Here is an 18,327-nt window from a genome sequence, read left to right as displayed (position 1 = left end):
AATGTATCTAGCAAACTATGAATAGAAGGATGGGTTGTAAATGAAATTGCTATCGTTTCAATTTAAAGGAGAGACCTTGTTCGGTCCTAAAGTAAAAAGAGAAGAAGCGGTATGGGATGTGTTAGCTTTGGCAGCCCATTACGAGGATACTAGTTTTCCAAGGACTATTATTGAGGGCGTAGCTTTAGGACTAGACTTTGTTGAATCGATTCGTAAACTTGTAGATCGCGCAGAACAAGACGGAAATGCAAGTGACTATAAATATGCTTTTACTTCAATTGAGTGGCTTGCGCCTATTCCAAGAACACCCAAAAATGTGCTATGTGTCGGAAAAAATTACTTCGAGCATGCGACTGAAATGGGTAGTGAGGCACCAGAAAAGTTAATGATATTCACAAAATCACCAACGACTATTGCAGCAGATGAACAATCATTACCTATACATTCTGATGTGACTGCGAACCTAGATTATGAGGGAGAACTTGCAGTTGTTATCGGTAAAAAAGGACATAACATCCCTCATCAATTGGCATATGATTATATCTTCGGCTATACGATAGCGAATGATATAACTGCTCGCGATATTCAAACAGCGCATGGACAGTTTTTTCTTGGGAAAAGTTTAAATGCCACATGCCCAATGGGTCCATACTTGGTCACGAAAGATGAAATTCCAAATCCGAATAACTTATCAATTGTTACAAAGGTAAATGATGATATTAGACAAAACGGCAATACAGAATCAATGATTTTTAATATCGAACAAATCATTGCAGAAATTTCTAGATTTGTTACATTGGAACCTGGTGATGTTATTTTAACAGGCACGCCCGCAGGTGTAGGGAAGGGTATGAATCCGCCTGTCTTCTTGAATAAAGGAGATATGGTTAATATTTCAATAGAAGGAATTGGCACACTTTCAAATCGATTTGTGTAAAAGCAAGTTTGCTTAAGCCTTTTTCCAATCTATGTTAGTATCAATAAGAAAGATATTATTTTTATGAGGTGAAGTGGATGATACATTTTCATATTTTTACATGGGTTGTTGGAATCATTTTATTCCTAGTAGCAGCTGTAATGGCGAACGGATCAAAAGGAAGAAAAATTGTTCATATGAGTAGTAGACTCTTTTATGTGCTAATTTTAGTGACAGGTGTCATCATGTTTTTTGATTACTCCAGCATGGATCCAGCGCTATACGGCGTCAAATTCTTGTTAGGACTTGTTACAATTGGGCTAATGGAAATGGTACTAGTTCGTTCGAGCAAAGAGAAAAATGTGACTACTTTATGGATTTTCTTTTTCATTTTTTTATTTGCAACCATGTTCCTCGGATTTAAATTACCAATGGGTATCAACTGGTTCGCATAATTTAAAACTGAAAATAACCAACTGACTTCTAGTCAGTTGGTTATTTTAAATTTAAGACGTATTTCACAAGTTCGCCCTATTTCCCCAGTTCGTGATTATTTTATTGGTGAATGAATAGCTACTACTGAGTTCGTTTGTTAAAATGATGAGTAACAGTTTGTATATTTAGGAGGCAGTTTTTGTGAAAAGTATTCAAAGGCAGTTTGGACTACTATTATCAATGATTTTGATTTTATCTATATTTTATCCGACAGGTGTTTATGCTAAAAGCGATCGAACATTGGAAGATGAAAGTATTTACGATTTACTTGTTGACAGATTTTATGACGGGAATTATAACAATAATGAAGGGGTTGACCCAAGAGACGAAAGCGCGTTTAGTGGTGGAGATTTCGCAGGCATCTCTGATAAACTAGACTATTTGGTTGAAATGGGCTTTACCTTGGTTTCAATTGGGCCGGTATTTAGCACAGAAACCTATGATGGAGCAAAAGTCCTCGATTATGAAAACTTGGAACCATATTTTGGAACTGAGGACGAGTTTACTGAAATGATTAGCACGTTAAAAGAAAATAATATGGGCGTTATTGCCGATTTCCCATTAAGTGAAGTCAGCGAGAACCATGTATGGGTAGAAAATAATCATGTCACATCTATACCAGCTGGTGATGGCATTGTAAACTGGGACCTCTCAGATGCTAGCACCAAAGAAATCCTTAAAGAAGCGGTTATTTCCTTCGTAACGAAATACGATTTGGCGGGTATTAGGTTGACAAAATTAGCCGATTTCGATGAAGATTTTTTAAATGAGGTCATCGAGGAAATTAAAGAAATAGATGATCAATTTTACGTGTTATCACCGGAAGCATCAGCTGCTAATTTTGACAGTGTACCAAATATTGAAAAGATGAATGCACTCAAACAATCTTATGTTCAATCCAATCCAGATACGTCTCCATTACAGTTATTTGAAGATAAAAATGAGATGGATTTAATTCAATTTGATGAATTAACAGGACCTCGTTTTACCTACGAAATGTTTAAACTAAGAATGTTTCCACCGACAAGATGGAAAATAGCTGCAACGGCATTATTTACACTGCCAGGCGTTCCAGTTATGCCTTACGGATCAGAAATTGCTGTAAATGGTAAAGAAGCACCTGAAAGTCATCCAATTTCAAACTTTAAAACAGACATGGAGTTGCAAGAATATATTGGAGATCTAAACTTCTTACGTAATGAGTCAGATACACTCCGTAACGGTGACTTTGAAATCCTTCATAATGAGGACGGATTTACAGTTTTCAAACGCTCATCGGATGAAGAAACTTGGATTATTGCACTGAATAATACCACTGAGACTAGAAATTTGGAAATTGAAGAGGATGTAATTGGTGAAACTAAAAATTTACGGGGCGTTCTTGGACAAGATATGGTTCGACAAGCAAAAGATGGAAAGTATCGTGTTGTTCTAGAAAGAGAAACGGCAGAAGTATATATTGCAGATGAAGATAAAGGTTATAATATTCCTTACTTAATCGCTTCAATCCTTATTTATACAGTGTTCTTAGGTTTCCTATGGGCTGTGTGGAAAAGAGGAAAGAAAAGAAGAGCGGAAGCACAAGAATAAAGTGAAAACCCCAAGCCAAACGGCTTGGGGTTTTCCTTATAAAAAAACAAAACTGCTTTGGATCATTATGAGTTGGCTTTATAACCGAGCATGTTAACCGGATCCTTTGGTGATGAATAGGGGGGAGAGTAGCTTAGTTCAAGTGCTGCTAAATCATCAACGGTCATCTTGCCCATGATGGCGGTTGCAATCACGTCGATGCGTTTATCGACGCCTTTATCACCAACAGCTTGTCCACCTAGTATTAACCGGGATTCACGATCATAATGTACGCGCAATTCAATCATCCCATGATCAGGATAGTAGCCTGCATTGGTTCGACCTTTATGAGTAACAGTTTCAAAATCAAATGCTTCTTCGGTCAAACTACTTTCTGAGTGTCCAGTCATTCCTGCAGTCAAAGAAAATAATTTCGTTATGGTTGTGCCTAAAAAACCATTAATTTTAATGGGATGATCACTAAGATGACTGGCGACAATGTAAGCTTGTCGGTGCGCATGCCAAGCGAGTTGGACCCTTTTAGGTTTACCTGTATGCCAATCGGAGGTTTCTGCAACATCACCGATCGCATAGATATCCGGGTCGTTAGTTTGCATATATTCATTAACGACAATCCCTTTAGTAGAACCAATTTTAAGGCCAATGCTTTGTGCTAGCGCTGTATTGGGAATAATCCCTATGCTTGCCACAATAAAATCCACATCAAGTTTCATGCCTTTTTTTAAGAGTAAGGTAGATCCCTCAACTTGTTCAATTCCATCGTTAAAGTAAAATTCAATCTCATGATCAAGCATTTCCTGATACAATACTTCAGAAATTTGTCGATCCATTGCTTTCATGATACGATCTCCACGGTCTATCATGGTCGTTTTTATTCCCAAACGACTAAAGTTTTCAGCTAATTCAATACCTATGAAGCCGCTCCCTAATATTGCACAAGACTTTGGTTTCTCTTGATTGATAAATTTCAGAATTACCTTCATATCTTCGTAGCTTTTAAGGGTGAGTAAGGGCAAGTTTCCAATCCCTTTAATAACTGGAACACGTGACTTTCCACCTGTTGCCAAAATGAGCTTATCATAAGGTAATGTGAAACTTTCATCTTTATCAAGGCTTTGAACGATGATTGTTTTTTCGTCGCGATTAATCGCCATAACTTCATGGCGGATAAGCATCGTAATGTTTCGTTTGTCACCAAATCTTTGTGGTTCCGGTCCACTTACTTTTGTTTCATCTTCTATTAATCCGCCGATTACATAGGGCAAACCGCAAGTCCCATATCCAATCTGATTTTCACGTCCAATTAAAGTGATTTTGACGTTCGGCAACACGCGTCTAATTTGTGAGGCGACGGTTGATCCGCCTGCGACAGCACCGATTACGATTACTTTCACATTATCATCCTCGCTTCTTTTTCAGTTTAATTCAACTTATTTAGGAAGAAAATTGAAACCGTACCTGGTCCCGTATGTGCGCCGATAACCGAGCCAATCATGTGGATTTCAATGCTTTTAGGATTAAACTTTTCTTCGACTAATGCTTTCAATTCAAGCGCGATTGCTTCATCATCACCATGACTAATTGCAATTGTTTGTTGAGATAAGGTGTCTCCACGTTCTTTCATTAATTCAATAAATCGGCGTAATACCTTTTTACGACCACGATGTTTTTCAATCGGAACTAGTTTTCCATCTTCTACATGTAATAAAGGTTTAATGTTTAATAATCCACCTATGAACGCGCTCGTTTTTGAGACTCTTCCACCACGAGCCATATAATCCAAATCTTCAACTGTAAATAGATGTTCCATATGATGGGACATGATTCGAATTTTTTCTTCGATTTCATCTATTGACTCACCTGCGTTACGAAGTCGAACAGCTTCTTTAACAAGGAGACCACATCCTAGTGAAGCACTTTTTGAGTCAATAATGATTAAGTTGAAATTTTCGTTATCTTCTTTTACCTGATCACGCATCATGACTGCAGTGTTATGTGTCCCAGATAGTTCAGATGAAAAAGCGATATAGATGCCTTCTTCTCCGGAATTGGAAAGTTCTGTCCACTGCTTCAATAATACTTCAGGAGATATTTGTGACGTTTTTGGTTGTCCACCGTTGCGAATCGTTTGGTAGACTTCCCGGGAATCAATTTCAATGATATCTTCATATTCATTCCCGTCAATCAATACATGTAGCGATAATAATGTAACATCATTTTCCTCGTAAAATGATTTTGGTAAATCAGAAGCGCTATCCGCATATATTCTCATTTACAAATCCCCCAATCTATGTTTGTAAAAATATTCTTACTTCAATTGTAACCGTTCACCCAGCACTTGTGCAATTCCGTCTTCATTATTGGATAATGTAGTTACTTCATCGGCAATTGCTTTTAGTTCATCAATACCGTTCGACATAGCGACACCGACTCCTGCAAATTCAATCATTTCAAGGTCATTATTCTCGTCGCCAAAAGCGATGATGCGCTCTTTCGGAATATCCATCCACTTGGCCACATGGGATAATCCAGCAGCTTTACTAAGTCCGCTACGAAAAACCTCAATAACATGCCCAAACGGAGAATTCCAAACCCGGTGACCGACAACTTCTGCGTGTATATGGTTGAGATGATCAATAATTGTATTTACATTATTTTCGTCTGCTTGAATGAGAAGTGACGTTGGATCATCTTTTAAAAAGTTTTGCAGCTCACCTGTTGTGACATTGGGTGTTCCCATCTTAAAATTATCTAATACCTTTTCATCATGATAATGGACGTAAACATCGTCCATTACTTCCGCAACCATGTTATTCCATGGGAATTCTTGCATGGCTTCCACAACATCTTTGACAACTGAAAGAGAAAGCGTTTCGTGAATCGTTTTCCAAGAACGGTTGTCAGGATGATGTACAAATGCACCGTTAAAATTAACAATCGGCGTCGTAAGTCCGAGTTGGCGATAGTAGAGTTCAGTAGCACGGTAAGGCCTACCTGTCGCGATCATAACGTGATGGCCATTGCTTTCGGCTTTTCTTAAGGATTCAGCTGTTTTATTCGTTATTTTTTTATCATCAGTCAATAATGTTCCATCAAGATCAAGTACGATTAGATGTGGTTTCAAAGTAAATCCCCCTTTATAGATAAGTTTAACGTTAAGTCATTATCCAAGTCAAAGAAGCACGCAGCAAAACAATCTTTTTGTTTTTCTAGTAAAACTTTGGTACGCTCAAAGTAAATGATAAAGGTGTGATTGAATGATTCTGAACGAAGAAAACTGGGGAACAATTCCATTATTACATATAGTAGAAAAAGAAAACGAACATAAAGATATCCCAGTTGTTATATTCTTTCATGGATTTACAAGTGCCAAAGAACATAATTTGCATTATGCCTTTAATCTTGCGAAAAAAGGAATTCGTGTTTTATTGCCAGAAGCTCATTTACACGGCGTTCGTGAGGAAGATTTAGACGAAGTCGAATTATCGCTGCGGTTTTGGGAAATTGTATTAACGTCTATCGAAGAATTAGATGTGATTAGAAAAGAGCTCATTAAGCGGGATCTTTTAACTTCAGCCAAGATAGGTGTTTCAGGTACGTCAATGGGTGGCATAACAACGTTAGGTGCGCTTAAAATGTACGAATGGATTGATGCCGCTGCTGTCATGATGGGGGCGGCTGGTTATGTAGAATTGGCAAAAGAACAAATTGGACAAATTGAATCACAAGGGTTTAAATTGCCTGTTTCAAAGAGTGAACTTGAGAAGTTATTTAATGATTTAGCAATCTTTGATATTACCAAAGATCAGTCCGTACTAAATCAGCGACCTCTCTTTTTCTGGCATGGGAAGAATGATCCAGTAGTCCCGTACAAGCCAACTTATGCATTTTATAACATGATTAAACCCGACTATCAAGACGTTCCAGAGCAGTTACATTTCGTTACAGATAAGACAGCGGGGCATGCTGTCTCTAGATCTGGAATGCTGGCTTCAGTCGAATGGCTTGCAAGTCATTTGAATGAATGACCGATGGCTGTTATAATAAGAGTATCAACTGAATGGGAAGGGGTAAAAACAATGAGTCAAGATATGAAAGATAGTATGATGGGCGCAATTGAAAACGTTATTGACCCTGAGCTTGGGATTGACATAGTAAATCTAGGGCTTGTTTATGATGTTGAACTAGATGATGATGGCATTGCAAGAGTAACGATGACACTTACATCAATGGGATGTCCAATGGGACCTCAAATTGTTGCTAATATTCAACAAGAATTGATGGAACTTCCAGAAGTTAAAGAAGTAGATGTTAATGTTATTTGGAATCCACCATGGTCAAAAGATAATATGTCACGTTATGCAAAAATGGCATTAGGCGTAAGATAAGCATTATTTATAAACAAAAGGCTGTATAACTTTTTCTAAAGTTATACAGCCTTTTTCTAATTGTGTTGTAAAAAAAGAACATGAAAAAACAGTTATGGAAGATATGCCATAACTGTTTACTGAAAATTAATGGTCTGAAACCGGTCCTTCTGGTAAAGACTCTCCAACAATAATGATTAGAATAGCCACGACTACTGAAAGTACTGCGCCCGTTTCAAAATTGAATGGAACATTTGCAATCGCTCCAACAACATAATTAAGCAACGTTACTAAAGCGAATGACCAAACAAAAGTTAAAATGATTCTCAATTTAGTTCACCTCTACATTACTATTTCCTCAAACAATCATAACATAGGGTTGCCAGTTGGGAAACAAATAATCAATTATTATTAAGTTTTTTTGGCGAATTGGTGTCGGGCTGTTGTAAAAACCGTTCAAATCTCTTATGATTAATACCAGGTACTAATAATAGATGATAAAGAACGGAGGATATTTTTTATGAATGCAGGTTTAGTTGGAGTAGGAAAATACGTGCCGTCACATATATTAACAAACGAGGATCTTGAAAAACGAATGGATACTTCTGATGAATGGATTCGGACCATGACAGGGATTGAAGAACGAAGAATTGCTGCCGATGATATGGATACATCTCATATGGCTTATAATGCAGCAGTCAGTGCAGTTAAAGATTCTGGTGTCAACCCAGAGGAAATCGGCTTAATACTTGTCGCAACGGTTACACCGGATCGTCCATTTCCATCAGTCTCGGCGATGCTACAAGAACAGCTGGGTGCTACTAACGCTGCAGCAATGGATATTTCAGCAGCGTGTGCGGGCTTTATGTATGGTTTAGTAACTGCGAAACAATTTGTTGAATCAGGCACATATGATTATGTACTTGTCGTTGGTGTTGAAAAATTATCGAAAATCACTGATTGGGATGACCGCAACACAGCAGTTCTTTTTGGGGATGGTGCGGGTGCAGCAGTTATCGGTAAAGTCAGCGAAGGACGTGGAATTTTATCCTTCGAACTTGGTGCAGACGGTTCTGGTGGGAAACATCTCTATCAAGATGAAAAACTTATGATGAACGGGCGCGAAGTATTTAAATTCGCAGTACGTCAAATGGGGCAATCAGCCTTGAATGTGATTGAGAAAGCTGGATTGGAAAAAGAAGATGTAGATTATTTGATTCCACACCAAGCAAATATTCGAATCATGGAAGCTTCACGTGAGCGACTAGGTTTGCCAATTGAGAAAATGTCGAAGACGATTCATAAATACGGAAATACATCAGCGGCATCGATTCCAATTTCACTTGTCGATGATCTTGCTGAAGGAAAAGTAAAAGATGATGACGTTGTTGTGTTTGTTGGTTTCGGTGGAGGATTAACTTGGGGCGCAATTTGTATGCGTTGGGGTAAATAATCGTTCTAGCTGCTAATAATAAGGTCTGCACTTATACTATATTTTATAATTTATTTAATTTGTAAAGGAGAGTTAATAAAACATGACTAAACGACGTGTAGTGATTACAGGAATTGGTGCTGTTTCACCAGTTGGAAATACAGCTGAAGAATCATGGGAAGCGGTTATTAATGGTAAATCAGGTATTGGACCGCTAACTAGACTCGACAGCGATCAGTTTCCGGTTAAAGTAGCCGCCGAAGTAAAAGACTTTAATATTGAAGATTATATTGAACGTAAAGAAGCGCGTAAGATGGACCGCTTTACACACTACGCACTAGCAGCATCCATTATGGCAATGAAAGATGCTGGATTGGAAGAACTCGATGAGGATCTAAAACTTCGTACTGGTGTGTGGATTGGTTCGGGAATAGGCGGAATGGAGACACATGAACAACAGTTTTTAACCTTCCAAGAAAGAGGATATCGCCGAGTAAGTCCATTCTTTGTACCAATGATGATTCCAGATATGGCATCTGGCCAAGTTTCGATTCACTTTGGTGCGAAAGGGATTAACTCATGTACAGTAACTGCATGCGCATCTGGAACTAACTCGATTGGTGATGCATTTGAAGTAATTCGTCGCGGCGAAGCAGACGTAATGATTTCAGGGGGAGCAGAAGCACCAATTACAACAATGGCTGTCGCTGGATTTTGTGCAAACAAGGCACTTTCTTTAAATACGGATCCTACGCAAGCCTCACGACCATTTGACGCAGAACGAGATGGTTTTGTAATCGGTGAAGGTGCAGGAATCGTCATTCTTGAAGAATACGAGCACGCGGTTGAACGCGGAGCGACAATTTATGCGGAACTTATTGGGTATGGCTCAACTGGTGATGCACATCATATTACGGCACCAGCTCCTGAAGGGGAAGGCGCTGCACGCTCAATGATGCAAGCAATTGAACAAGGAGAGATTTCTCCGGATAAGATCGACTATATTAATGCCCACGGTACAAGTACACCGTATAACGATCAGTTTGAAACGATGGCGGCGAAGACTGTTTTTGGTGACCATGCTTACAAACTTGCGATAAGCTCGACAAAATCAATGACTGGACATCTTCTGGGGGCGGCTGGTGGTCTTGAAGCTATCTTTACAGTGAAAGCACTTCAAGAGGGCATTCTACCGCCAACAACGAACTACGCGAATGCTGATCCAGAATGTGATCTTGATGTTGTGCCAAATGAAGCACGTAAAGCAAATATTGAGTATGCTATGAGCAACTCACTCGGTTTCGGTGGACATAACGCAACACTTGTTTTCAAAAAAATATAATATAAAAAGACGTTCCATATAATAATTGGGACGTCTTTTTTATTTGATGTTTTTCAACTTGTGAGTGTGAAAAGAGAATAACCGAGTACATGAACAATGTTCAAGTACTCGGTAAAGTAATCTTTATTCTCGTCTAATAGTGGGTAGTTTGTACATATAGTGAAAGAAAACGTAAAGGACGATGCAAAATTACGCGTTTCTTTCTTTTTCTAATCAGTTACGGATTACTTGTTGTTAGTATTTCACATATCATATTTTATTTTAACTATAGATCACTTGGTTATGAATGGAATCAAATATTTCACTTTATCTTTCGAACGGCAGATTTTGCTTTACTAGTGGTTTCGGCAATTGTACTGACTGTTACCGTCGCCTTCCGAGGCCCATCGCGTTCTCCATTTTCTTCAGAGTAGTTGAAGCAATGGCATTTGCTCTAATTGCACCATCATCTAAAATATCATCAAGCTCAGGTGATTCCAGAAGACTATAATACTTTTCTTGGATTGGTGTTAAGTGATTGACAACAACTTCAGCAACACCTGCTTTGAAATCACCGTATCTGAGTCCCTCATATTTTGCGACAACATCATCGATCAATTTATCGCTCAGTGCGGCTTCAATTGTTAAAAGGTTTGCAACACCAGGTTTGTTTTGTTCATCGAATCGAACAATTCCTTCAGAATCTGTCACGGCGCTTTTAATCTTTTTCTCAATTTGTTTTGGCGTATCTAATAGAGAAATTGTTGCTTTGTTATTTGGATCTGATTTACTCATTTTTTTCAGAGGATCTTGAAGAGATTTGATGCGAGCACCGTTTTTTGGGATGCGGATTTCGGGAATTGTTAAAGTTTCTCCGTATCGATTATTAAAACGTTCAGCAAGATTACGCGTTAACTCTAGATGTTGAGTTTGGTCATCGCCTACAGGCACAATATCTGTGTTGTAAAGTAGGATATCTGCAGCCATTAACGGTGGATAAGTGAGCAGTGCAGAGGAAACGCCGTCTTGCCCTTCTGACTTATCTTTAAACTGTGTCATTCGTTCAAGTTCTCCAATATAAGAAAGGCATTGCATGATCCATCCAGCTTGGGCGTGCGCCGGAACTTCTGACTGAATAAATAAAATGGCTTTCTTTGGATCTATTCCACTTGCGATATAAAGAGCTGCGAGTGATCGAATTGTTTTACTTAATTCTTTTGGATCTTGTTGAACGGTAATAGCATGCTGGTCCACGATACAAAACAGACAATCATATTCATATTGTAACTCCGTAAATTGGCGGAACGCCCCAATGTAATTCCCAATTGTCACTGTTCCAGTCGGTTGTACACCTGAAAATATTGTTTTCACATCAATTCCTCCTCATAATAAAAAGACATTAGTTGCCCCTAATTAAAGGGACGACTGATGTCTTTTCAACCGCGGTACCACCCGAATTGCCCGAAGGCCTCTCAAGCTCCATAACGCGGAGAAACGTGACAAAGTAATAAAAAGCTTTCAAAGCTTTTTTTCATTTGTCAAGCTCAGGAGCCCACTTCACCCCGCGAAGTTATCTGTTCACACCACCACAGACTCTCTAGAAACTAACGAGGGGTTACTCTTTCCTTCACAGCCGATCAATTTGTAAGTTCTTATAATTATAAACTAAAACAAATCTATAAGCAAGACTGCGCTAATGCTATTTAGTCCTTTCAATTATGTCGTCTTCTTGCTAAACTAGAAGAATAAGAAAGGATGTTGTCGAAATGAGACTAATCAAATGGGCAGCGGCATTTGTACTTGCTATAGGAATTGCAGTTCCGACTAGTGTGCAGGCCGAAGGGAAAAACGACGTAAAAGATTTTATCGAAATGACTTATGGGTTTGAGGCGTATGATGATCAACTTGTCGCAACTTCCACATTGTTTCGATATAATTCTGGGCTAACATTCGAATATCCAGATGCAATTCGCGGTGTATACGTAACTGGACACTCAGCTGGTGGCGAGAGGTTTAAAACGCTTGTTGATTTAATGGAGACAACAGACTTAAACGCAATGGTCATTGATATTAAGGATGATTTTGGCAACATTACATATATTCCAGAAGACGATTCGCCACTGAAAGAAATGGAGATTGGAAAACCTTATATTAAGGACCCAAGAGCTATGTTAGAAGAAATGGAAGAGAAGCAAATCTATCCAATTGGTCGAATCGTAGTATTCAAAGATAGTGTATTGGCAGAAAAGCGTCCAGATTTATCCTTTGATGATAATGGGGAAGTTTGGAAAAATAATCGTAAAGAAGCATTTGTGAATCCATTTATGAAAGAAGTCTGGGATCATAATGTTGAAATAGCAATTGAAGCTGCAAAAATGGGCTTCCAAGAAATTCAATTTGATTATGTGAGATTCCCAGAAGGATTCGAAAACCGTCATGAATCGCTCAAATATGTTTTTGAAGACTATGAGGACTCTGAGTTGGATCCAGTTCAACGACGTGTAGAAGCGATAACGGATTTTGTTGCCTATGCTCGTGAAAGACTAAAACCATATGATGTAAAAGTATCTGTAGATATCTTTGGATATGCTGCAACGCTAGCTGAAGCTCCTGGAATTGGTCAAAACTTTTCGAGGATTTCAGAAAATGTGGATGTTATCTCTTCTATGATTTACCCGAGTCATTGGACATCATATTTTGGTATAGCTAAACCTGATACAGAGCCATATAAACTTGTTTCTGAGTACGCAAAGGTAGAAAATGAAGTTCTAGATGCTTTGGAAAATAGACCGATATCAAGACCATGGATACAAGACTTCAGCGCTCCGTGGCTCGGTTCTGGGAACTATTTAATTTACGGTAAGGCAGAAGTAGAAGCACAGATAAAAGCACTAAAGGAAAATGGAATTGATGAATACCTACTATGGAATGCAGGGAACAGATATACACCAGGCGTTAACTATAAACCTTGATGTGAAATAGTATGGAAGGAATGTTTTTAAACAATTCCTCTCCATACTTTTTTGGGGGGAAATGTAGAAGTTGAAACCATTTTCAATCTGAAACGTATTATTAACTAGAACGATATATTATTTTCAATGACTTCAATCTAAATGAGAAAATATAATTTTCATAAAACATTTGTTTATTAATTTAATCTGATGGGTATACCAATAAATAAGATTAAAAAGTGCACTTACAACTATCCTAAAGCTGATTATATTGCGAAAATGTGACAAGTTGTTCATAAAATGCAAGTAATTTTGAAAAAGTGTTTTATTCATTAATAAAGTTGTGTATAATAATAGTTAAGAGTTTAGTTTAAAACAATTCTAATTTAGTTTCATTTTAAATATATGCCAAATAGAACGATTCGATTTGAAAGGAAGGGTTTGCGTATGATGGTCACATTATTCACTTCACCGAGCTGTACGTCATGTAGAAAAGCAAAAGCGTGGTTGGAGGAACATGAAATTCCGTATACAGAACGAAACATCTTTTCAGAGCCTCTAAACATCGATGAGATAAAAGAAATTCTTCGTATGACTGAAGATGGTACAGATGAAATCATCTCAACTAGATCGAAAATTTATCAAAAACTTAATGTTGATGTGGAAAGTCTTCCACTACAACGATTATATGAATTGATTCAAGAGCATCCTGGCTTGTTAAGACGACCAATCATTCTTGATGAAAAAAGGCTTCAAGTAGGATATAATGAAGATGAAATCCGTCGTTTCCTACCTAGAAAAGTCAGGGCCTATCAGCTGCTAGAAGCGCGGCGCTTGGTCAACTAAGAGAAAGTATTCAAAGCTGATAGGGGGGACATTGAAAAATGCCGTTCACCTATCAGCTTTTGTCTTTCCCTTGCTTTCCCGACGGATGTTAATTACAATGGCTTTTACTATCAAAAAGTATTGATCTGTGGATAAACCCTTACAAATCATACCACACGGTCATATAATAAATATAAGCATTGTAGGATTATTTCATTCTTTGACAGGGAATCGTTACAAAACCTAATTATTTAGGGAGGGGGAGATATAAATGGAAATAGAACGGATAAATGAAAATACTGTTAAATTCTTTCTTTCATATATGGACATTGAAGAACGCGGTTTTACTCGGGAAGAGGTATGGTATAACCGAGAAAAAAGTGAAGAACTCTTCTGGGATATGATGGATGAAATTAATGATGAAGCTGAATTTGAAGCCGAGGGACCTTTATGGATTCAAGTTCATGCTAAGAAGAATGGTATTGAAGTGACAGTTACACGTGCAAATACAGCTGAAGGGCAAATTAGTGAATCCCCATTTGGTTCAGAAGATCAGCATAATGTTTTCCAAGAAATGGGTGGAGGTAACTTCCAGTCAATGGAAGATATATTAAGTGCTGCTGAAGGTAATGTAGAATGGAAAGAAAACACATTTAAATTTGATGAGTTCGAAAATGTAATTCAACTTTCCAATCGAATGCATCCTTATCACGCGAAGACAACACTTTATTTTTATGATAAGAAATACTATCTGCACATTGTTTATGATCTAGAGAAAATGGACGATAAAGAAAAAACCAATATGTTTAGTGTGCTTACTGAATTTGGTTCACCGACAAAGATGACCATTCATCTTCTAGAGGAATATGGAAATCAGATAATAGCTGAGGATGTATTTTCAGAAATTGAAAAATACTTCTGAAGGAACCAAATAGATACTACGTGCAACAGCCAGAATATGGCTGTTGTTTTTTTGGGTCTTGATTATTCATCGAATTCTTTGTAATATTGTGAAAAGGGGTGATTTCAATATTAACCGCAAGACTAGATGACGGGACAAATGTTGTTTTGACAGAAACTATGTCAAGGGAACAATTAAGAGAATGGCGCAGTTCGACTTTATTTTATTGTCCACAATGTAATGAATCCGTCCAATTAAAAGTAGGAGATATCATCATTGCACATTTTGCTCACAAAAAAGATAAATCCTGTAAAGCATTATTTTCAGAAGGTGAATCTAAGGAACATCTACTGGGTAAACAACAACTTTACAGCCTATTTAACCGGCTAGGTCTGGAAGTGAAGTTAGAACCTTATTTTAGTTCATTAGCACAACGTCCAGATCTATTGGTTACGACTAGAACTAAACAAATCCCAATTGAGTTTCAATGTAGTAGAATCCCCATTAGACTCATTGATTCAAGAACAGCTGGTTATCAAAAAGTTGGCATGAATCCGATTTGGATATTGCATACACCGTCAAACTTGAAAACACTTCCCCAAGGTGTTTGTCAATTACAGCTTTCTGAGTTTGAGAAAAAATTTGTAACGAATGTTTCGCCCAAAGGTACCGTCCTCCTCACGTATAATCCTCAACTTCAGCAGTTTCATTATTTTAGTAGTCTTCTTCACATAGCAGGGAGACGATATATTGGTCTTCACCGTACTTTGCCTCATCTCAATCAAACTTTTCCTTTTGCACAAGTGAAAGCTCCGACTGGATTAGAATTCCAAAACTATGCCAATATTTTTTTGTCAGCTAGAAATTCATTTTTGCAAAATCGAATCATACACAATCGTCGAGGGGTGAATGATCCATTCCTTAGAGATTGCTATGAATTGCGAATTCTTCCTACTGAACTTCCATTAGCGGTTGGAATTCCCATATCATCTACGAATCCCTTTCACGAACATCCATGCGAATGGCAATTAGCATTTATTTATTTTCTGCATAAAAATCAAATATCCGTTCATCATCTAACAGAGGATTTACTACTAGACTTTGTTGGAACATTTCGAGGTCCGTCTGATTTACAGTTAAAAGCATGCAAAGATTATCGTGATTTTTTACGGACACTGAATATGAAATCTATTACCTCAATCGAGCATTTTGGTGAATTACAATTTTATCGAAAATTTTCACACGAAATCCTTGCAAAGTGAAATGAATATTGAGAAAATGAAAGTTGTTCGTTACTCGAAGTAACGGCAAAAGGGGGAGAATTAATGTCGAACGATACAAACAATAAAGTATTGACACGAGATGAAGTCAAAGTAGAAGAAACATGGCGTTTAGAGGATATCTTTGAGACGGACGATTCATGGGAACAAGAGTATATGGAAGTTGAGAATCTTTCCGAAAAAGCAGAATCGTATAAAGGAACACTTGAAAACAGTGCGGATGCGTTATTAGAAGCACTACAATACCGTGATAGCCTTTCTGAAAGGTTACGCCGTCTTTATGTTTATTCTCATTTAAAATCTGACCAAGACACGACAAACAGTTTTTATCAAGCAATGGATGGTAGAATAAAGACGCTTTTCGTTAAAGTGTCAACGGCTCTATCTTATTTCTTGCCTGAATTGATTTCGATTGATGAAGAAAAACTAAATACTTGGGTTGAAGAACATGAGGAGTTACGATTATACAAGCAAGAGTTTGAAGAAGTGAATACGGAACGTCCACATGTATTGCCGGCTGAACAAGAAGCACTTCTTGCACAACTTTCTGAAGTCACAGGGAAATCTTCCGAGACATTTAGCATGCTGAATAATGCGGATCTTAAATTCCCTAAAGTGAAAAATGAAGACGGCGAAGAAGTTGAATTGTCACATGGCCGCTATATTGGATTCCTAGAAAGTGGAAATCCAAAAGTTCGTGAAGACGCATTTAAAGCGATGTATTCTACTTACAAAGAGTTTTCCAATACATTTGCTTCTACACTTTCGGGAAATGTTAAACGAGATAACGTCCATGCTAAAATACGTAATTATACCAATGCTAGAGAAGCGGCAATGTCAAATAACCATATCCCTGAGCAAGTCTACGATAATTTAGTAAAAACGATTAATGATAACGTACATTTACTACAAAGATACGTGGCGCTTCGTAAAAAAGTATTCGAATTAGATGAGCTTCATATGTGGGATTTGTTTGCGCCTCTCGTTAAAGACGTAGACATTAAATACACTTACGAAGAAGCTGCACAGACCATGTTAGAGAGCTTCCATCCTTTAGGAGAGGAATATACATCTATCGTTAAAGAAGGCCTTGAAAATCGCTGGGTGGATGTCAGAGAAAACGTTGGAAAACGATCAGGTGCATATTCATCAGGTGCTTATGGTACAAACCCGTATGTTTTGATGAACTGGCAAGACAACGTCAGCAATCTATTTACACTCGCTCATGAATTTGGACACAGTGTTCATAGTTATTATTCACGAAAACATCAGCCATTTATCTACAGTGGTTATTCTATATTCGTAGCAGAGGTTGCCTCAACAGTTAATGAAGCAATTTTAAACGATCATCTTCTTAAAACAACGGAAGATGAACAACAACGAATATACTTACTAAATAATTGGCTAGACGGATTCCGAGGAACTGTATTCCGCCAGACGATGTTTGCGGAATTCGAACACTTAATCCATGAACTTGATCAACAAGGTGTTGCGTTAACTGCAGAGAAACTTACTGAAGAGTATTATGCTTTGAACAAAAAATACTTTGGTGAGGATATGATTGTCGACGAAGATATTGGAATTGAATGGGCAAGAATTCCACACTTCTACTATAATTATTATGTTTACCAATACGCAACAGGTTATAGCGCTGCAGTTTCATTGAGTAATCAAATTTTGACAGAAGGCGAGCCTGCTGTTGAGCGTTATATTAATAACTTCTTGAAAGCCGGTTCATCCGACTATCCGATTGAAGTCCTTAAAAAGGCTGGTGTTGACATGACAAGCGCTGCACCAATCGAAGAAGCATGTCGCGTTTTTGAAGAAAAGTTGAACGAACTTGAATCACTACTTTTAAAATAAGATGAGCGTAAGAAATCCACTTCATTAATTGAAGTGGATTTCTTTTTCATCAGGATAAAAACAAAATGTGACAATCTTGTTAAATTCATTGTGAAATGTTGATGTATCTATTATTTCATGATAAGGTAAGGATGTGAAATAAATCACATATCAAACATACACCCCTTTTGTTTGAACGTGAACATTTCTCCCATTCCCTTTTTATAAAAGAGCATCCACTCCCCCCCAGGTGTTGGATGCTCTTTTCGTTTTTCTTCATATTTACTCCGTGAAAATGAAGGAAATAAACTTCTTAGTTATAAAGGATGTAGCGTAGGTTATTTGTGGTAGGTGATAGTAGCGCACGCTTTTTTTATCTAGTTCAATTAAAGTGTCTTATAATAAAA

General features: G+C 37.7%; 18 protein-coding genes and 1 other annotated feature. Of the genes, 13 read left to right on the top strand and 5 right to left on the bottom strand.

Features of this window, described 5'->3' with window-relative positions; translation table 11 throughout:
• Window positions 1–40: 40 nt before the first annotated feature.
• From AC25Y1_RS10355 to AC25Y1_RS10345, 3 genes are all read left to right on the top strand, one after another.
• Complete coding sequence (locus AC25Y1_RS10355) at window positions 41–937, top strand: fumarylacetoacetate hydrolase family protein (protein WP_488147906.1); 897 nt, start codon at window positions 41–43, stop codon at window positions 935–937.
• A 77-nt stretch (window positions 938–1,014) separates the two neighbouring features.
• A complete protein-coding gene (locus tag AC25Y1_RS10350) occupies window positions 1,015–1,371 on the top strand; it encodes a YisL family protein (protein ID WP_488147905.1) in 357 nt (118 codons plus the stop codon).
• Window positions 1,372–1,552: 181 nt separating this feature from the next.
• The gene (locus AC25Y1_RS10345) at window positions 1,553–3,001 is read left to right on the top strand and encodes an alpha-amylase family glycosyl hydrolase (RefSeq protein ID WP_488147904.1); all 1,449 of its coding nucleotides are present in this window, start codon (window positions 1,553–1,555) and stop codon (window positions 2,999–3,001) included.
• A gap of 65 nt (window positions 3,002–3,066) precedes the next feature.
• On the opposite strand, the gene AC25Y1_RS10340 is transcribed toward AC25Y1_RS10345, so the two are convergent.
• From AC25Y1_RS10340 to AC25Y1_RS10330, 3 genes are read right to left on the bottom strand one after another with little or no spacing between them, the layout of a single operon-like run.
• Entirely contained in the window at window positions 3,067–4,395 is a 1,329-nt protein-coding gene (locus AC25Y1_RS10340; RefSeq protein ID WP_488147903.1) for a CoA-disulfide reductase, read from the bottom strand.
• Window positions 4,396–4,421: 26 nt separating this feature from the next.
• Window positions 4,422–5,273, bottom strand: coding sequence for a DegV family protein (locus AC25Y1_RS10335; RefSeq protein WP_488147902.1), 852 nt, complete (start codon window positions 5,271–5,273; stop codon window positions 4,422–4,424).
• A gap of 36 nt (window positions 5,274–5,309) precedes the next feature.
• Complete coding sequence (locus tag AC25Y1_RS10330) at window positions 5,310–6,125, bottom strand: Cof-type HAD-IIB family hydrolase (RefSeq protein WP_488147901.1); 816 nt, start codon at window positions 6,123–6,125, stop codon at window positions 5,310–5,312.
• Between the two features lie 133 nt (window positions 6,126–6,258).
• Between AC25Y1_RS10330 and AC25Y1_RS10325 the strand changes: the two genes are divergently transcribed.
• The gene (locus AC25Y1_RS10325; protein WP_488147900.1) at window positions 6,259–7,029 is read left to right on the top strand and encodes a prolyl oligopeptidase family serine peptidase; all 771 of its coding nucleotides are present in this window, start codon (window positions 6,259–6,261) and stop codon (window positions 7,027–7,029) included.
• A gap of 51 nt (window positions 7,030–7,080) precedes the next feature.
• Entirely contained in the window at window positions 7,081–7,389 is a 309-nt protein-coding gene (locus AC25Y1_RS10320) for a metal-sulfur cluster assembly factor (RefSeq protein WP_488147899.1), read from the top strand.
• Between the two features lie 126 nt (window positions 7,390–7,515).
• Here AC25Y1_RS10320 and AC25Y1_RS10315 read toward each other — a convergent pair whose 3' ends face one another.
• Entirely contained in the window at window positions 7,516–7,698 is a 183-nt protein-coding gene (locus AC25Y1_RS10315; protein WP_488147898.1) for a DUF2929 family protein, read from the bottom strand.
• Between the two features lie 190 nt (window positions 7,699–7,888).
• Between AC25Y1_RS10315 and AC25Y1_RS10310 the strand changes: the two genes are divergently transcribed.
• The 3 genes from AC25Y1_RS10310 to AC25Y1_RS10300 all read left to right on the top strand — a co-directional run bounded on the left by AC25Y1_RS10310 (window position 7,889) and on the right by AC25Y1_RS10300 (window position 10,555).
• Window positions 7,889–8,821 (top strand): beta-ketoacyl-ACP synthase III, encoded by a 933-nt coding sequence (locus tag AC25Y1_RS10310; RefSeq protein ID WP_488147897.1) that lies wholly within the window; start codon window positions 7,889–7,891, stop codon window positions 8,819–8,821.
• An 82-nt stretch (window positions 8,822–8,903) separates the two neighbouring features.
• A complete protein-coding gene (fabF, locus tag AC25Y1_RS10305) occupies window positions 8,904–10,142 on the top strand; it encodes a beta-ketoacyl-ACP synthase II (RefSeq protein WP_488147896.1) in 1,239 nt (412 codons plus the stop codon).
• A 188-nt stretch (window positions 10,143–10,330) separates the two neighbouring features.
• Window positions 10,331–10,555: a YuzI family membrane protein gene (locus tag AC25Y1_RS10300; RefSeq protein WP_488148084.1), complete on the top strand. Its 225-nt coding sequence runs from the start codon at window positions 10,331–10,333 to the stop codon at window positions 10,553–10,555.
• On the opposite strand, the gene trpS is transcribed toward AC25Y1_RS10300, so the two are convergent.
• On the bottom strand, window positions 10,506–11,492 hold the full coding sequence (gene trpS / locus AC25Y1_RS10295; RefSeq protein ID WP_488147895.1) for a tryptophan--tRNA ligase: 987 nt from the start codon (window positions 11,490–11,492) through the stop codon (window positions 10,506–10,508). The genes AC25Y1_RS10300 and trpS overlap by 50 nt on opposite strands.
• A 43-nt stretch (window positions 11,493–11,535) precedes the next feature.
• Window positions 11,536–11,761: a binding site (T-box leader), on the bottom strand.
• A gap of 126 nt (window positions 11,762–11,887) precedes the next feature.
• Here trpS and AC25Y1_RS10290 point away from each other — a divergent pair.
• From AC25Y1_RS10290 to pepF, 5 genes are all read left to right on the top strand, one after another.
• The gene (locus AC25Y1_RS10290; RefSeq protein ID WP_488147894.1) at window positions 11,888–13,093 is read left to right on the top strand and encodes a putative glycoside hydrolase; all 1,206 of its coding nucleotides are present in this window, start codon (window positions 11,888–11,890) and stop codon (window positions 13,091–13,093) included.
• 429 nt (window positions 13,094–13,522) lie between these two features.
• Window positions 13,523–13,918, top strand: coding sequence for a transcriptional regulator SpxA (spxA, locus tag AC25Y1_RS10285; RefSeq protein WP_488148083.1), 396 nt, complete (start codon window positions 13,523–13,525; stop codon window positions 13,916–13,918).
• A gap of 250 nt (window positions 13,919–14,168) precedes the next feature.
• Window positions 14,169–14,819 (top strand): adaptor protein MecA, encoded by a 651-nt coding sequence (gene mecA / locus AC25Y1_RS10280; protein WP_488147893.1) that lies wholly within the window; start codon window positions 14,169–14,171, stop codon window positions 14,817–14,819.
• A gap of 98 nt (window positions 14,820–14,917) precedes the next feature.
• Entirely contained in the window at window positions 14,918–16,060 is a 1,143-nt protein-coding gene (locus AC25Y1_RS10275) for a competence protein CoiA (protein WP_488147892.1), read from the top strand.
• 63 nt (window positions 16,061–16,123) lie between these two features.
• The gene (gene pepF, locus AC25Y1_RS10270) at window positions 16,124–17,941 is read left to right on the top strand and encodes an oligoendopeptidase F (RefSeq protein WP_488147891.1); all 1,818 of its coding nucleotides are present in this window, start codon (window positions 16,124–16,126) and stop codon (window positions 17,939–17,941) included.
• Window positions 17,942–18,327 lie beyond the last annotated feature (386 nt).

This window comes from Sporosarcina sp. Y1009 (assembly GCF_057669865.1).
This window is presented reverse-complemented; position numbering and strand designations above follow the sequence as displayed.

What these genes read in the sequence shown, in the direction of transcription:
- AC25Y1_RS10310 (WP_488147897.1), top strand. Translation starts at nt 7,889, where the DNA reads ATGAATGCAGGTTTAGTTGGAGTAGGAAAATACGTGCCGTCACATATA.
- pepF (WP_488147891.1), top strand. Translation starts at nt 16,124, where the DNA reads ATGTCGAACGATACAAACAATAAAGTATTGACACGAGATGAAGTCAAA.
- AC25Y1_RS10355 (WP_488147906.1), top strand. Translation starts at nt 41, where the DNA reads ATGAAATTGCTATCGTTTCAATTTAAAGGAGAGACCTTGTTCGGTCCT.
- mecA (WP_488147893.1), top strand. Translation starts at nt 14,169, where the DNA reads ATGGAAATAGAACGGATAAATGAAAATACTGTTAAATTCTTTCTTTCA.
- AC25Y1_RS10320 (WP_488147899.1), top strand. Translation starts at nt 7,081, where the DNA reads ATGAGTCAAGATATGAAAGATAGTATGATGGGCGCAATTGAAAACGTT.
- AC25Y1_RS10350 (WP_488147905.1), top strand. Translation starts at nt 1,015, where the DNA reads ATGATACATTTTCATATTTTTACATGGGTTGTTGGAATCATTTTATTC.
- AC25Y1_RS10290 (WP_488147894.1), top strand. Translation starts at nt 11,888, where the DNA reads ATGAGACTAATCAAATGGGCAGCGGCATTTGTACTTGCTATAGGAATT.
- spxA (WP_488148083.1), top strand. Translation starts at nt 13,523, where the DNA reads ATGGTCACATTATTCACTTCACCGAGCTGTACGTCATGTAGAAAAGCA.
- AC25Y1_RS10325 (WP_488147900.1), top strand. Translation starts at nt 6,259, where the DNA reads ATGATTCTGAACGAAGAAAACTGGGGAACAATTCCATTATTACATATA.
- AC25Y1_RS10335 (WP_488147902.1), bottom strand. Translation starts at nt 5,273, where the DNA reads ATGAGAATATATGCGGATAGCGCTTCTGATTTACCAAAATCATTTTAC.
- fabF (WP_488147896.1), top strand. Translation starts at nt 8,904, where the DNA reads ATGACTAAACGACGTGTAGTGATTACAGGAATTGGTGCTGTTTCACCA.